Source organism: Cognatundibacterium griseum, from assembly GCF_014284195.1.
Classification (GTDB): domain Bacteria; phylum Pseudomonadota; class Gammaproteobacteria; order Burkholderiales; family Burkholderiaceae_D; genus Undibacterium; species Undibacterium griseum.
Window position 1 is genome coordinate 364,073 of sequence record NZ_JACOGC010000003.1, and the last position, 14,223, is coordinate 378,295.

Sequence of the window (14,223 nt, forward strand, 5' to 3'; positions counted from 1 at the left end):
CCGGCCATGCAGCGGAAAAACAGTTTCCGGTCTGTTTTTCCGCCTCAATGGACGATCAGCCCTCGACGATCATGCGTGTGCGCATCTCCAGATGCAAGGCATGACAGAAGTTGGTGCAATAGAGCCAGAATACGCCGGGCTTATCCGCCACAAAATTCACCGAAGCTGTTTCCAGCGGATTCACCACAAACTGCACGTTGTATTTGGGAATCGCAATACCGTGCGTCAGATCCTCGATCTTGTCCAGATTGGTCAGGATCAGGGTGACTTCATCGCCTTTTTTCAGCTTGAATTCGCGCATGCTGAATGCCGGCGCCTGCGAAGTCAGTTTCACCGTCACCTTCTTACCGTTGCGGAATACGCCGGACTCTTTCGGATCTTTGACTGCCAGCGGGAAATCATCCAGGTTGTACACCTGCTTCGGACGCAGCAGATCGCGCTTGAAGATGATGAAATCATGCGGCTCGCCCCGTACCGGATGGTCGGCCAGCAAGACCATTTTTTCGCCGGAGATATCGATGAACTGCTCGTTTTCCGGATGCAGCGGGCCAACCGGCAGGAAACGGTCTTTCGAGAATTTACAACCGACGGCGAGATATTTACCGTCTGCGGCGCGGGTTTCGGATTGCGAGGCATTCAGGTGACCCGGCTGGTATTGCACGTCAATCCGGTCAACCACATATTTCGCGTTCTTGTCGCCTTTGTGGAATTTAATCGCTGCATCAACATTCCATTTCACAACCTGGCTGTCCAGGAACAGCGTGGTGTAGGCATTGCCGCGGCCATCGAAGGCGGTATGCAATGGGCCCAGACCCAGCTCAACTTCCGCTACGATGGCATCATCGATTTTTTCCAGCTTGCCATCAAACCAGTCGAGCACTTTCGCCAGCTCGATCACCGTGGCAGTCGGAGACAGCTTACCGGCGCAGATGAAGTATTTGGCATCCGGGCTGGCGTTCACGCCGTGCGGATTTTTCGGAACGCTGACATAAGCCGTCAATGCGGTTTTCGGATCGCTATTCGCTGCATGCGTACCATCCACCACCGGTACTTTAGAGTCACCGATCGTCTTGAATTTGCCAGCCTTGACTGCCGCTTCGATACGCGCCACGTTGAAGAACAGGCAGGCATCGCGTTCCGCCGCCATCATGTCTTCATAATGCACACCCATTTCGGTGTTGTACTGATTGGTCGCTGCCAGCTTGCCGTCATACGACGTCGCCACCAGATCGCAGTTACCATCGATCAGCACCTGCCAGCGCACTTCCATGCTTTCTGCATCCACGCAGGTGAACAGGGAACGGTATTTGCTGCCGTCTTCGATACCGGCATTCGGCAGAGGAATCGAGAATTCGCCGCCGCAGAATACGCGGGTGGTGTAGTTGATTTTTTCATCCACCGGATCAGCCTTATCTGGGAAAATGCCGTGGAAGCCCTGCACATTCGGCAGATCGGTGATCTTGTCGCAGATGAAGTAATCGAGACGGATACGGGCAACGCGCGCATTGATCTTATCGTTGATCCAGGCGTAGCGGCCATCGTAGTTGCCGTCCTTGTAGGAAGCATGGGTGTGATGGGTGTCGGCGACGTTGTATTTCAGGCTGCCATCGGGTCTGGTGCCCATGACTTTCTTGGATTCATTGGTGATGCCCCAGCCAACCAGCGCATCCGGCACAAAGCAGGGGATGCGGTGAATTTCACGGCCGGACGGCAAGCCCAGCACGCGCATATCGCCGGAATGGCCGCCGCTCCACAAACCGTAGTAGGTATCGAGCTCACCCGGTTTCAGGTGAGTCACATCGGCGGCGCTGTGCGCTGCCGCACTGGCGCTGCCGGAAGCCTCTGCGGAAGCGGACGCGCCGGATTTGTTATTGCATGCCACCAGGCCAGTCAGACTGGCCAGGGCTGCCGTATTCATGAACTTACGACGCCCCATCGCCAACGCATTTTCTGTTGTCGGTTTTTGATCCTGACTCATGACAAGTTCCCCAATAAACGGCCGCTCCCTTTTCTCGCGAATGGCCTCGTTGATAAATTTTGACCGATGCAGATATTGCGGGATCAGGCGAATGCGTGATTGAGGTATATCAACACGCTCCCCGTCGGTGCCGCTGAGTTTTGAAAATCTTGACGCAAGTCATATTTTTGCCAATGGCGCTGTGAGAACATCGCTGCACTGAACAACAGATGCTTGTTCCGGGCAGGGTTTTTCCTTTTTTTTCTGTCGTCATCGCTGCTGCCTGACGCCCAGTAATTTGCGAAAAAAACCGCCGCCCGCTGCAGCCTTCCGCATGGTTTGCCGGGTGTTGCCCGCCAATGACGAAGCGCGCCGGATGCGCTGTATTTTTTAATTTTTTTGAGAAAGTCTCACGATGAAAATTGCTTCACTCGTTCTCGCCAGCATCAGCCTTGCCGTGCTGGCTGGCTGCGGTCAGAAAGCAGCGGAAACACCTGCAACAGAATCCGCCTCCACCCCGCCTGCAGCAGTCGCATCAGCGGCTGCGCCCGCCGCACCGGCTGAAAACAAAGTCGGAAAAACTGTATTCGGTAACACTTGCTCCATGTGTCACGCAGCCGGGGTGGCCGGTGCGCCGAAGCCGGGCGACAAAGCAGACTGGGGACCGCGCATCGCACAGGGCATGGACACGCTGTACAAGCATGCAATGGAAGGTTTCAGCGGCGCCAAAGGCCAGATGCCTGCACGCGGCGGCGCGCCTGCGCTGACCGATGATGAAGTCAAGGCCGGTGTGAACTACATGGTCGATCAGTCACGCTGATCTGCCGCGCCCCTGTGAACTCCGGTTCACAGGGCATCATCATTTTTTCATTTACCGTACAAGAGTCATCATGTCCGAATCTCAGCTGATATCTCGGCCGGCATCTCCGCCGATTCAAGCCGGACGCCGCCGCTTGGCGCTGGCGTTGCCGTTACTGGCCTGCGGCCTGATGCTGCCCTCTGCCCGCGCGGCAACACCTGCCGCACCAGATCTGTATCAGGTCAGCCGCCCGCTGATGGGAACGCAGCTGGATCTGGCGCTGCACGGCAAGGATCCGTCTGCCCTGGCCGATGCCGCGGATGCGGCATTGCGCGAAATGGCGCGGCTCGAAGCGATGATGAGCCGCTATCGTCCTGACAGCGCGCTGAACGCGATTCAGCTGGCAGCGGGCCTGCACGAAGTGGCCGTGCCGCCAGAACTGATGCAGGTATTGCTGATGGCGAGGCAGGCAGCGCAGCGTAACCCCGGACAGTTTGACCCGACGGTCGGCTCCCTCTGCGACTGGGATTTCGATCCTGCGCATCCGCATCTGCCGGAACCGGTACAGATCGCCCGTCAGTTACCGCTGGTTAATGCGCAGCATCTGATTCTGAATCCGCGCCGCAGCACGGCTTACCTGACGCAACGCGGTATGCGGCTCGATCTGGGCGGTATTGCCAAGCTGCCGATCCTGCAAGCTGGCATGGACGTTCTGCAACAGCACGGTGTACGGCATGCCATGATCAATGGCGGCGGCGATGTGCTGGTCAGCAGCCCGCCAGACCAGCGGCCGTGGCGCATCGGCCTGCGCGACCCGCACCAGCCGGAACGTTTGCTGGGCAGCATTGCGCTGCATCGCGGCTTCGTCGCCTCGTCCGGTGACTATGAACGGTATTTCATGCATGACGGACAGCGCATGCACCATATTCTCGACCCGAAAACCGGCTACCCGGCGCACGGACCGCATGGCGTTGTGCTGGTCAGTGAGCAGCTCAGTGAGATTAACGGTCTGGGTGCCGCCATCATGGTGGCAGGTGCAGAAACCGGCCGCAGACAGCTGGCCGGCATGCCGCGCACCGATGCGCTGATTGCCGGTGCCGGTGCCGGTGCCGGTGCCGGTGCCGGTGCCGGTCAGAGTATCTGGTTATCCGCCGGGATGCAACAGCGTCTGCAGGCAGTCTGAGACGACGACGGTTGCAGCGGCTCAGGCGTTCAGCAAACGCAGGACCTGCCTGACTTCCGCCAGCTGCACATGATGCAGCTGCGCCAGTTCAGCCACCAGCTGCGCACCTTTTGACGTCAGGTGAATTTCCACGCAGCGCCGGTCCTGCTGCCCGGGACGGCGCTCAATCAGCCCCGCTTTCACGCAGCGGCTGACCAGTGCGACAACGCCATGATGATGCGATTGCAGACGCTCTGCCAGCTCGGCAATGGTGGCCCATTCCCGTCCGGGAAAACCGCGTATCTGCAACAGCAGCAGGTACTGCAATCCGGTAATGCCGCGCTGGCTCGCCACCTCTTCACTGAAACGCAGGAAGCGTCTGAGCTGATACCGGAAAGCAGCCAGCATTTCAAAATCATTTTTAGTCAATGGCGACGTCATCGGAAACACCCGGCAAAGTTGATCGGAAGCAGGCAGTCATCATAGCGCAGATATTTCCTCGCCTGCGCGGTCTGCATCCACCTGCCTGGGCAGTCTGCGCGCTTCCTTTTTTCCGGTTTCATTGTATGGATTCCAGGTTTTCTTGACTTTTCCGATTTATATCATAGATTGATATAAATTCGGTTCATCGGCGACCGGCGCTGTCCGGCACCGATAACAGAATCTTTATATTGGAACCGGCGCACTCTGCTGCATCAGTCAACCGCCAGGGCGGCGGATCAGCGAATCACCACCTCCGCGTACGGCGACAATATTCCTGCCACCTCACAAGGACAAGACATCATGAATCTGCTGAATCTGGGAAAAATGCCTTTCTCTTTTCATGGCGGCTGGGACACAGTTGCCCGTATCCACCCGTCCGTGATCCGCAGCTTTGTGCTGCTGGTTCTGCCATGCTCGCTGATACCACCGCTGGCATTGCTGTATGCAGGCAGCCATCATGCCGGTCTGTACTGGGTCAGCGCCCCTTATCTGCGCTGGCAGGAAGTGGCCGCCGTGTTCTTCGTGATGGAGTTACTCAGCGTACCGCTGATGGGCTGGCTCATCGGCAGGATGGCGGCAGATCATCGGGTCACACTGGATTTCAAAGACAGTTTCCTGCTGGCGAGCATCACGGCAGTGCCGATGTGGCTGTCGAGCCTGGGCTTACTCTCCGCGGATCTGTGGCTGGTGATTGCCTGCGTGATCATGGGGCTGATGCTGGCTGCCAGTGTGCTGTACCACGGCCTGTATGCGATTCTGAAAATGGAAGATACGGTTGATGCTCAGGCGATGAGCTATCAGATTTTTTCCTTCGGCGGTGTGGTCTGGATCATGCTGTGCGGTTTCGTGGCGCTACCGCTGATGTTGTAATCACCGTTGAGCAATCTTTCATATCCGGTTTTTTTGATCTGTCCGGCAGGCATCTGCGCCGCCTGCCGGTGGCAGACTGCCATTCACATATACTCCCCCGTCTTTTTCAAAAAACAGCTCAGTTGTCATTATCAATAAACGGCCTTTTTACATACTCCCCGGAGTATATTTAAAGCATACGTTTCTGCGAGCATCTTCCCTGCGCTGCATCCGGCCTAGTTCCATTGACGAATAGACCAGACCGGCCGCGACGTTTAGCATCACCAGCATCATCCGGGAGATACACCATGAAACGCAGAACCTTCCTCATCGGCAGCCTGATTGCAGGCAGCGGCCTGATCGCACCGGCGCTGGCGCAAGTCACCAACATCAGCGATGCCATCAACAAAGCAGGACGACAGCGCATGCTGGCACAGCGGCTGGCGAAGGCCTATCTGCAGCTGGGTATGGATGTCGATACCGAACATGCCCGGAAGATTCTGGATCAGTCGCTGTCTGTGTTTGATCGCCAGCTGGTTGAATTGCGCACCTTCGCCCCGAATCCGGAAACGAAAGCCAGCCTGTCGGAAGCAGAAAAACTGTGGCTGGATTACAAGCAGCTTCTGGTCGGCAAAGCGCCGAATAAGAACGATGGGAAAAACATCCTCATTCTCAGCGACAAACTGATGCGGCTGGCGGACGACAGCACGATGCAGCTGGAAAAAATTGCCGGCAACAGCAGCGGCAAATGGGTCAACCTGGCCGGACGGCAAAGGATGCTGTCGCAGCGCATGGCCAAGCTGTACATGGCGATGCAATGGGACATCGCACCAGCCGATGCCGGTAATCTGCTCGATGGCGCCCGCAAGGAATTCATCGCAGCGCAAAATCTGCTCGGCAGCGCTTCCGTCAATACGGCAAAAATCAAGGATGAACTCGGACTGGCGCAGCAGCAATGGGTCTTTTTTGATCATGCGCTCCACCACGCCGAAGACCCGAAATCCCGGCATCAGTCAGCGGTGAATGTCGCCACCAGCAGCGAGCGCATCCTCGAGCAGATGGATAAAGTCACCAGCCTTTATCAGCAACTGGCCTGATCACGACTCTCAGCACGCATCCTGCCAGGCCCGCATTGCATGAGCGCTGCCATCGGCATGACCAGCGAAAGTTTGCTTAGTTGGTTTTTGAAGTGAGATAATCGGACATTGATTTTTTATGATGTGCCGATGAACAAGTCGCCTATCACCTCTCTGGACCCGGACGACTGGGTCGCATTTCGCCAGCAAAGCCATCGCATGATGGACGACATGCTCGATTATCTGGAACAGATCCGTCAGCGCCCGGTGTGGCAGGACATTCCCGAAGCAACCCGCGCCAAATACAGCGAATCCCTGCCGCGTGAAGCCATCAGTATCGCTGCCGCACACCAGCGCTTCATGGAAGAAGTGCTTCCCTATTCTGCTGGTAACAGCCATCCCGGCTTCATGGGCTGGGTGCAGGGCGGCGGCACGCCCGTCGGCATGCTCGCAGAAATGCTGGCCGCCGGCCTGAATGCCAATGTCGGCGGCCGCAATCAGATGCCGGTGGAAGTCGAGCGGCAAATCGTGCGCTGGATGCGTGAGTTGTTCTCATTTCCGGAAACTGCCAGCGGCGTGTTCGTGACCGGCACCTCGATGGCCAATCTGATGAGCGTGCTGATCGCCCGCACCGCAGCGCTGGGCAAGGACGTGCGGCAAACCGGCCTGTGCAGCGACCAGATCCGGCTCGTCGCCTATACCTCAGTCGAAGCCCACGGCTGCGTTGCCCAGGCGATGGATTTGTCCGGTCTCGGCAAACAGGCGCTGCGCCGCATTCCGGCCAATGCGCAACACCAGATGGATATCGCCAGCCTCAAAGCCGCGATCGCGGCCGACCGCGCAGCAGGCCTGCATCCCTTCTTCATTGCCGGCACAGCCGGTACCGTCGATGTCGGCGCAGTCGATGATCTGCATGCACTGGCTGCGCTGGCAAAAGCGGAACAGCTGTGGTTCCACATTGACGGCGCTTACGGCGCGCTGGGCATGATGTCGGACAAGGTACGCCCATTGCTGCGCGGCATAGAAAATGCCGACTCGATTGCCTTCGATTTTCACAAATGGGGCCAGGTTCCTTACGATGCCGGTTTCTTGCTGGTCCGCGACAGCAGCAAGCACATGGATGCGTTTGCCGCCCCGGTTGCCTATCTGCGGCGCGAGGCACGTGGCATCGCAGGCGGCTCGCCCTGGCCCTGCGACTTCGGTCCCGATTTGTCGCGCAGCTTCCGCGCATTGAAAACCTGGTTCACATTGCAGGTCTACGGCACCGAAAAATTAGGGCAAATGATTTCGCATACCTGCGAACTGGCGCAGTCGATCTGCAGCGCGGTTCAGGCGCATCCTGAACTTGAACTGCTGGCGCCGGTCGCACTGAATATCGTTTGTTTCCGCTATCGCGGCCAGCCATCTGCCCAGCTCACCGGTCATGAAAGCGACCGGCTGAATCAGGAAATCGTGTTTGAACTGCACGAGTCCGGCGTCGCCGCACCGTCGACCACGATTGTCGACGGCCGCCTTGCCATCCGGGCCGCGATTGTCAATCACAGGACCAGCGAGGACGATATTCAACGCATGCTGGCAGCAGTCATTGCCAGCGGCCGCAGACTGAGTTCCCGCTGACCGAAAAACCCGACCTATAAGGAGACTGTATGGCTGTTCCAGTCGAAGTTGCTGCACAGGCGTTTTCTCCGCTGATCGGCCTGGCGCCGATGATGCGGCATGTGTTTGAAGGTCAGGATTTACAGCCGCTCGCCACGGCATTGCTGAAACGTGCCGGCGATGATCCCGACGACGTAAATGCGATGATGGACTGCGTCACCGTCATGCAGCTGGCCGGCCACAAAGAACTGGCCATGACGATGCAGCAGCAGGCGATTGCGCAGCAATCTCTGTACACCTTCGCCCCCAAAGCACAGGTCGGGCTGAAGCTGCTGGTCATCATGGGACCAGGCGACCTGATGGCCAATACTCCGGTCGAATTGCTGCTGGAAGATTCCGATGTCGAACTGAGCCTGCTGTATCTGTCGCTCGATACACCGTGGCCGGAGATGGTGCCGGAACACGACGTGATGCTGGTGGCGATTGCCGAATCCAATGCCAATCAGGAGTTATTGCGCCAGGTCGGGCTGATGACTGCCAACTGGCCGCGCCCGGTGATTAATTTGCCGCAGCGGATTGCAGTCCTGTCACGCGATGGCGTCTGCGCCGTGCTGCAGGATTGTCCCGGCGTCGATATGCCGCTGACTGCCAGAGCAGAACGCGCCACCGTTGAGCAGCTGGCACAGGGACAGATCCCGCTTCGCAGCCTGCTGAGCGATGCAGATTTTCCGATCATCATCCGCCCGCTGGGTTCCCATGCAGGCACGCAGCTCGAAAAAATGAATACGCCGCAGGATTTGCTGCCGTATCTGCAGCAAGTCGGTGCGGCAGAATTTTATCTCTCGCGCTTCGTCGATTATTCAGGCAGCGACGGCCAGTACCGCAAGTACCGGGTCGCGGTTGTTGAGGGCAAGCCGTATATCTGTCATTACGCGATTTCCTCGCACTGGATGATTCATTACCTGAATGCCGGCATGGGCGAAAGCGCTGAAAAACGTGCCGAAGAAGCTGCCTGCATGGAACATTTTGACCAGGAATTCGGCCTGCGTCATCAGGCCGCGATTCTGGCGATCGACCAGCGCATGGGCCTGCCTTACCTCGGTATCGACTGCGCCGAAACGCAGGATAGCAAACTGCTCATCTTTGAAGTGGATAATGCCATGATCGTGCATGCACTGGATCCGGTGGATTTATATCCCTACAAAAAGCCGGCAATGGAAAAAGTATTCAAAGCATTCCGCCAGTTGCTGGAGCACGCCCGCCATTTTCCTGACACACCTGCTGCGTCCGCAGAATGAGTCAGTTAGCCTCTTGTGCAGCACTGCTGGTCAGCGGCGGTGATTCGCGGATCACTCCTGACCCGGCAACAGGCCGGAACAAATACGGCTGTCTGGCAACACCGGATACCGGCGTGATTGCACTGGGTTCGTCAACGGCTTCCTCTATTTCGGAAAAAGGATTCCGGGCCGCAGAAGCCCTGCTGCTGCGCTGCGAACAGCAGCTTGCCACAGCCAGCGAGGCAGAGGTGTATCGCCAGCAGATGGATCAGGTGCGCGGGGAATTGCTGACCTTGTGCGGCTGCGCTCCGGATTCGGGCGTGGAAGCCGTGATCGCAGCCTCCGGCACTGACATGCATCTGCTGATTGCCCAATTGTTGCAACTGCCGCTGACGCTGATGATCGATCAGGCTGAAACCGGAAGCGGGCTGGCGGCAGCACTGCGCGGCCAGCATTTCAGCAAAGATTCCACCTGCCGGGGCGGCATCCCGGACACGGCCAGCGTCAGCAACTGGCAAGGTAGCCTGCAGATGCTGCCAGCGCGCGACGAAACAGGGCAGGCGCTGACTGCCGGGCAGATGCGGGAATCCTTGTTTGCAGCAGCAGAACCTGCACTTGCAGCGGGCAGGCAGATATTGTGCATACTGACCGATGTCAGCAAAACCGGGCTGATTTTCCCGGACATTGCGAGCCTCAAGGCTTTGCAGCAACAATGGCCGCAACAGGTGCATGTACTGGTCGATGCCTGCCAGTTCAGGATCGCGCAATGCAGCCTGCAGGCCTATTTGCAACATGGCTTCATGGTCGCGCTGACCGGTTCCAAGTTTCTTGCAGGCCCCACCTTCAGCGGTGCATTACTGCTGCCAGCAGGCATTGCCGCGACATTGCGGTCACGCCCATTACCACCCGGTGCGCAGGCTTATTCAGTGGCTGGCGACTGGCCGGCCAGTTTTGCGGCGGCGCAAAGTCTGCCGCAACAGGCCAATTTCGGTCTGCTGCTGCGCTGGGAAGCGGCACTTGCAGAATTGCGCGACTTTGTCCGGCTCGATGAACAGCATATCCGTAATTTTTTATCCGATTTCAAACAGGCAGTGCTTGCCAGGCTCCGCAGCGATCCGCACTTCAGCGTGTTGCCCAATCCGGCGCTGGACCGCAGTGCGCTGCACGCCAGCGACAGCTGGGATGCAGAACAGAGCATCTTTTCATTCCTGTTATACCGCCCCGTTTCTGCCGGCAACAGACAGGTGCTGAACAGGGAACAAACGATGCAGATGTATCTGGCATTGCAACAGCCATCGGCTTCACACCGGTATCAGTTGGGGCAGCCCGTGCTGTGCGGGCTGCGCGACGGCATACCGGTCAGCGCTTTGCGCCTGTGCGTCAGCGCCGCCATGCTGAGCGCAGCGCACCAGAAACCGGTGGCGCAGCAACTGACCGACGGCGCCCTGGCGGCACTCGATCAGCTGGCGGTACTGATTGATGCAATGCAGCCACCCAGCACATAACGGCTTGAAATTTGTATTTCAGAAAAGTTTTACCTGTCCGGTAAACGACAACGGCAATCCGCTCAGGCGGATTCCCTGATGAGATGACCACTGCCGCCGCTGCCGATTGTTTCCGACAAAATCAGGGCTTCTTTGGAAGGAATCTGCAGCAGCAGATTATTGGTTTCTTTATCAATCACCAGCAACATCATCTTGCCTGAGCCGCTGTCAACGCTGAACTGCAGGCTGCCAAAATGCGGCTGCACATTCTGATTCAGCTGTTCGGCAGATTTTTTCAGCAAAGTGTGATTGTCGCTGCTCTGACTGGCAACACTGGCAGCCGTCGTATTGTCGCTGTCTGCCTGTACCGACTTAGCGGCAGCCACAGCTTGTGCAATCGTTGGCGAAGGCGGCAACGGTGAGAGCGCAACATCAGAGGGCGCAAGGTAAGCCTGTGCCGAGGTTTGCACCACAGCACCAGACTGATTACCGACAGAAAGTGTTACGCCGTCCATCCCCCCGCTCCCATCAACGCCTGTTGAGCCTGACTCATCCTAGCACTTAAGCCGGACAATCGCCAGTTTTTGTTGCAAATCATCAGCTTAGCGCATGAATGCAAGCTAATTATAAAATATTTAACTATTTTACAGGCAATTGACCGGCATTTCGCAGCACCGGTGCCATCTGCATCATGACTTAATCGACGGCGGCCATTTTCAGTTCATCGTTATGATGACGTTGCTGCTCCTCCATCACCAGTTGTCCCAGTTCACGCTTGAGCGCATTGAACTCGGGTGCTGCCGGATCGCGCAAACGCGGCAGATCGATCAGTAAATCTTTTTTGATTGTCCCGGGACGGTAAGTCATCACGATGATGCGGTCAGCCAGATAAATCGCTTCTTCAATACTATGCGTGACGAAGATGATGGTTTTTTTCAGTTCTGCCCAGATGCGCAGCAATTCGTCCTGCAAATTGCGCCGGGTCAGGGCATCTAACGCGCCGAAGGGTTCATCCATCAGCATAATCGGCGAATCCAGCGCCAGCACGCGCGCAATTGCCACCCGCTGCCGCATGCCGCCCGACAGGTCTTTCGGAAAGCGCTGCCGGAAATCCTTCAGCCCCAGCATGTCCAGCAACTCGGTGCAGCGGCGTTCGATACTGGGGTGCTCCAGCCCTTTGATTTCCATACCGAAAGCAATATTCTGCTCCACCGTCATCCACGGAAACAGGGCATATTCCTGAAACACCATGCCGCGATCCGGCCCCGGCTCGGTCACCCGCTGCGCATTCGCCATGATCTCGCCCGAAGTCGGCAAAGAAAATCCGGCAATCGCATTTAACAAGGTGGATTTGCCGCAGCCGGATGGTCCCAGCAGGCAGACGAACTGTCCCTGCGGAATCTCCAGCTGAATATCCCGCAGCGCTACCACTTCTTTATCGCCGGTCTGAAAAATTTTATTGACCGCATTGATGCGGATATGTGCCGTGCTCATTTAATTCTCCAGTCCGCGATGCCAGCGCAGCAGGTAGTTATTCAGTTTATTCATGGCGAGGTCAATTGCCAGACCCAGCAGGCCGATACTGATCATCCCGGCAATGATTTTGTCAGACCAAAAATATTCGCGCGCCTCCAGGATACGGAATCCCAATCCATTATTCACGGCAATCATTTCCGAAACGATCACCACGATGAATGCAGTGCCGATTCCTATCCTGACGCCGGATAAGATATACGGTACCGCAGCAGGCAGCATCACGCGCAGGAACAGCGTTCCCTGCCCTGCCCCCAGATTGCGTGCAGCGCGGATATAGATACCGTCAACATGGCGCACACCGGCAATCGTGTTCATCAGCACCGGAAAAAAAGCGCCGATCGAAATCAGGAATATCGCTGGCGGATTACCCAGCCCGAACCAGAGAATGGACAACGGAATATACGCAATAGGCGGAATCGGACGCAACACCTGGACCAGTGGATTGAGCCAGGCATACACCCGCTGGCTGGAGCCCATCGCCAGCCCCAGCGGCAATGCCAGAACGGTGCCGACAACAAAGCCGACCAGCACCCGGTACATACTGCCGATCGTATCGCGCACCAGTTCGCCGGAAAACATCCACGACAGGCGGCTCATGCTGGCAGGGTCATAGGCTTCCTGCGGCAAAGCGTACTCCACCCATTTCCTGACCACCGCCAGCGGGGACGGCAACACCTGCGGATTGACCCATTCGTTGCTGGTCACCAGTTGCCAGATTGCGATCAGGATCACGGGCACAATCAGCCCCGCGCCCATTTCACGCCATTTCAGTTTCATGTGTCATCCTCACAGTACCGGAAAAAAATGCAGGCTGGCGGCATGCGCCTTGCAGCCTGCGAATATGAGTCAGTGTTGGCCGGTGTTGACGGGCTTTGACTGGCGACTTGTCTGCCGATCTGACTTAGCGGATATTCAGGTTTTTCTTCGCCTGTTCCAGCAAGTCGGTTTTCACCCAGTCTTTCGCCACCGGCGGCTTTGTCATTTTGCCGATACCGTATTTCTGCATCAGATCCGTCGTGATCTGGATGTGCTCGGCAGTGACATCGTAAGAGTAAGGCGAATTCTCAATCGCATTCACAAAATCTTCATGGCTGACCTGGCCTTTGAACATATTTTCACGCACATATTTTTCGGCCAGCTCTTTGTTGTCGATAAAGGTTTTGGTAGCTTCAACGAAGCAGCGCATGAATTTTTCAGCCGTCGGCCGATGCTCTTTATAGAATTTTTCCGTCATCACCATGGTGCGCACCGGCTCACCGATCGGCGTATCGTAAGGCTTGATGATTTCCTTGCCAAAACCTTTGTTGATCGCCTGCGAAGAATACGGTTCAGATTGCATGATGGCATCCAGATTTTTGCCGAGCAGCGCCTGATTCAGATCGGGAAAGCCGAGGTAAATGATCTGCACATCTTTGCCCGGCTGATCGGAATACGTCAGGCCATTTTGTGCCAGCTCTGCCGCCAGCAGAATATCCTGGATGCCGCCCCGGGTCACACCGACTTTTTTCCCTTTCAGGTCTTTGACCGATTTGATACCGAGGTCAGCCCGGCCGACCAGACGCGCACCGCCTTTGGCGAAACCAGCCACCAGATAAATCGGCGTGCCGCTGGCACGCGCAGAAATCACGGCTTCTGAAGATACCGCACCGACATCGAGTTCCCCGGCAATCACTGCCTGCATGGCGTCGAGCCCTTTGGCAAACACGCGCTCCTCCACTTTGATACCGCATTTCGGCGCAATTTCCTTGATGTAGGAAACGGCTCCGTAGTGAGCAAATTTCAGATTTCCGAGACGCACGACTTCCTGTGCGTGCGCGCTGGCTGCCACACCCAGCAGGGTAGCCGATATCATGCCGAGCATCAGGGCTGTTTTTTGAATGGATGCTTTTTTCAACATACGATCTGTCTCCTTATAAATTTCTATGCTGCGACGGCGAGGATGCCGCAGGAAATAGCGTGGTCAGCCGGCTCTGTCTTGGCGGTTGCCTTGCTGTTGCAAGCCTG

At 56.9% G+C, this 14,223-nt stretch carries 13 protein-coding genes; 7 read left to right on the plus strand and 6 right to left on the minus strand.

All coding sequences use genetic code 11. The features are described 5' to 3' along the window. Positions 1–55: 55 nt before the first annotated feature. On the minus strand, positions 56–1,978 hold the full coding sequence (nosZ, locus tag H8K27_RS09955) for a TAT-dependent nitrous-oxide reductase (RefSeq protein ID WP_186863012.1): 1,923 nt from the start codon (positions 1,976–1,978) through the stop codon (positions 56–58). Positions 1,979–2,372: 394 nt separating this feature from the next. Here nosZ and H8K27_RS09960 point away from each other — a divergent pair, with 394 nt between their 5' ends. Both H8K27_RS09960 and H8K27_RS09965 read left to right on the plus strand, forming a co-directional pair. Next, on the plus strand, positions 2,373–2,777 hold the full coding sequence (locus tag H8K27_RS09960) for a c-type cytochrome (RefSeq protein ID WP_186863013.1): 405 nt from the start codon (positions 2,373–2,375) through the stop codon (positions 2,775–2,777). Positions 2,778–2,847: 70 nt separating this feature from the next. Further along, a complete protein-coding gene (locus tag H8K27_RS09965) occupies positions 2,848–3,939 on the plus strand; it encodes an FAD:protein FMN transferase (RefSeq protein WP_222610642.1) in 1,092 nt (363 codons plus the stop codon). A gap of 21 nt (positions 3,940–3,960) precedes the next feature. On the opposite strand, the gene H8K27_RS09970 is transcribed toward H8K27_RS09965, so the two are convergent. Continuing rightward, a complete protein-coding gene (locus tag H8K27_RS09970; protein ID WP_186863014.1) occupies positions 3,961–4,359 on the minus strand; it encodes a MarR family winged helix-turn-helix transcriptional regulator in 399 nt (132 codons plus the stop codon). 342 nt (positions 4,360–4,701) lie between these two features. Here H8K27_RS09970 and H8K27_RS09975 point away from each other — a divergent pair, with 342 nt between their 5' ends. The 5 genes from H8K27_RS09975 to H8K27_RS09995 all read left to right on the plus strand — a co-directional run bounded on the left by H8K27_RS09975 (position 4,702) and on the right by H8K27_RS09995 (position 10,704). Further along, the gene (locus H8K27_RS09975) at positions 4,702–5,271 is read left to right on the plus strand and encodes a YIP1 family protein (protein ID WP_186863015.1); all 570 of its coding nucleotides are present in this window, start codon (positions 4,702–4,704) and stop codon (positions 5,269–5,271) included. Positions 5,272–5,558: 287 nt separating this feature from the next. Continuing rightward, positions 5,559–6,347: a type IV pili methyl-accepting chemotaxis transducer N-terminal domain-containing protein gene (locus H8K27_RS09980; RefSeq protein WP_186863016.1), complete on the plus strand. Its 789-nt coding sequence runs from the start codon at positions 5,559–5,561 to the stop codon at positions 6,345–6,347. A gap of 129 nt (positions 6,348–6,476) precedes the next feature. Then, positions 6,477–7,943 carry a pyridoxal phosphate-dependent decarboxylase family protein gene (locus tag H8K27_RS09985; RefSeq protein WP_186863017.1) on the plus strand — a complete coding sequence of 489 codons (1,467 nt, stop codon included), beginning with the start codon at positions 6,477–6,479 and terminating at the stop codon, positions 7,941–7,943. A gap of 29 nt (positions 7,944–7,972) precedes the next feature. Continuing rightward, positions 7,973–9,220, plus strand: coding sequence for an ATP-grasp domain-containing protein (locus H8K27_RS09990; RefSeq protein WP_186863018.1), 1,248 nt, complete (start codon positions 7,973–7,975; stop codon positions 9,218–9,220). Then, on the plus strand, positions 9,217–10,704 hold the full coding sequence (locus H8K27_RS09995; protein ID WP_186863019.1) for a hypothetical protein: 1,488 nt from the start codon (positions 9,217–9,219) through the stop codon (positions 10,702–10,704). The genes H8K27_RS09990 and H8K27_RS09995 overlap by 4 nt, the downstream gene beginning before the upstream one ends. Before the next feature lie 62 nt (positions 10,705–10,766). On the opposite strand, the gene H8K27_RS10000 is transcribed toward H8K27_RS09995, so the two are convergent. The 4 genes from H8K27_RS10000 to H8K27_RS10015 all read right to left on the minus strand — a co-directional run bounded on the left by H8K27_RS10000 (position 10,767) and on the right by H8K27_RS10015 (position 14,080). Then, a complete protein-coding gene (locus H8K27_RS10000) occupies positions 10,767–11,198 on the minus strand; it encodes a flagellar protein FlaG (RefSeq protein WP_186863020.1) in 432 nt (143 codons plus the stop codon). Between the two features lie 181 nt (positions 11,199–11,379). Further along, positions 11,380–12,177 carry an ABC transporter ATP-binding protein gene (locus H8K27_RS10005; protein ID WP_186863021.1) on the minus strand — a complete coding sequence of 266 codons (798 nt, stop codon included), beginning with the start codon at positions 12,175–12,177 and terminating at the stop codon, positions 11,380–11,382. Then, positions 12,178–12,996, minus strand: coding sequence for an ABC transporter permease (locus H8K27_RS10010; protein ID WP_186863022.1), 819 nt, complete (start codon positions 12,994–12,996; stop codon positions 12,178–12,180). 124 nt (positions 12,997–13,120) lie between these two features. Then, positions 13,121–14,080, minus strand: coding sequence for an ABC transporter substrate-binding protein (locus H8K27_RS10015; RefSeq protein ID WP_230419195.1), 960 nt, complete (start codon positions 14,078–14,080; stop codon positions 13,121–13,123). Positions 14,081–14,223: the final 143 nt, after the last annotated feature.

Excerpts from the sequence above, each read along its gene's own strand:
- nosZ (WP_186863012.1), bottom strand. The coding sequence starts at position 1,978 with ATGAGTCAGGATCAAAAACCGACAACAGAAAATGCGTTGGCGATGGGG.
- H8K27_RS09960 (WP_186863013.1), top strand. The coding sequence starts at position 2,373 with ATGAAAATTGCTTCACTCGTTCTCGCCAGCATCAGCCTTGCCGTGCTG.
- H8K27_RS09965 (WP_222610642.1), top strand. The coding sequence starts at position 2,848 with ATGTCCGAATCTCAGCTGATATCTCGGCCGGCATCTCCGCCGATTCAA.
- H8K27_RS09970 (WP_186863014.1), bottom strand. The coding sequence starts at position 4,359 with ATGACGTCGCCATTGACTAAAAATGATTTTGAAATGCTGGCTGCTTTC.
- H8K27_RS09975 (WP_186863015.1), top strand. The coding sequence starts at position 4,702 with ATGAATCTGCTGAATCTGGGAAAAATGCCTTTCTCTTTTCATGGCGGC.
- H8K27_RS09980 (WP_186863016.1), top strand. The coding sequence starts at position 5,559 with ATGAAACGCAGAACCTTCCTCATCGGCAGCCTGATTGCAGGCAGCGGC.
- H8K27_RS09985 (WP_186863017.1), top strand. The coding sequence starts at position 6,477 with ATGAACAAGTCGCCTATCACCTCTCTGGACCCGGACGACTGGGTCGCA.
- H8K27_RS09990 (WP_186863018.1), top strand. The coding sequence starts at position 7,973 with ATGGCTGTTCCAGTCGAAGTTGCTGCACAGGCGTTTTCTCCGCTGATC.
- H8K27_RS09995 (WP_186863019.1), top strand. The coding sequence starts at position 9,217 with ATGAGTCAGTTAGCCTCTTGTGCAGCACTGCTGGTCAGCGGCGGTGAT.
- H8K27_RS10000 (WP_186863020.1), bottom strand. The coding sequence starts at position 11,198 with ATGGACGGCGTAACACTTTCTGTCGGTAATCAGTCTGGTGCTGTGGTG.
- H8K27_RS10005 (WP_186863021.1), bottom strand. The coding sequence starts at position 12,177 with ATGAGCACGGCACATATCCGCATCAATGCGGTCAATAAAATTTTTCAG.
- H8K27_RS10010 (WP_186863022.1), bottom strand. The coding sequence starts at position 12,996 with ATGAAACTGAAATGGCGTGAAATGGGCGCGGGGCTGATTGTGCCCGTG.
- H8K27_RS10015 (WP_230419195.1), bottom strand. The coding sequence starts at position 14,080 with ATGCTCGGCATGATATCGGCTACCCTGCTGGGTGTGGCAGCCAGCGCG.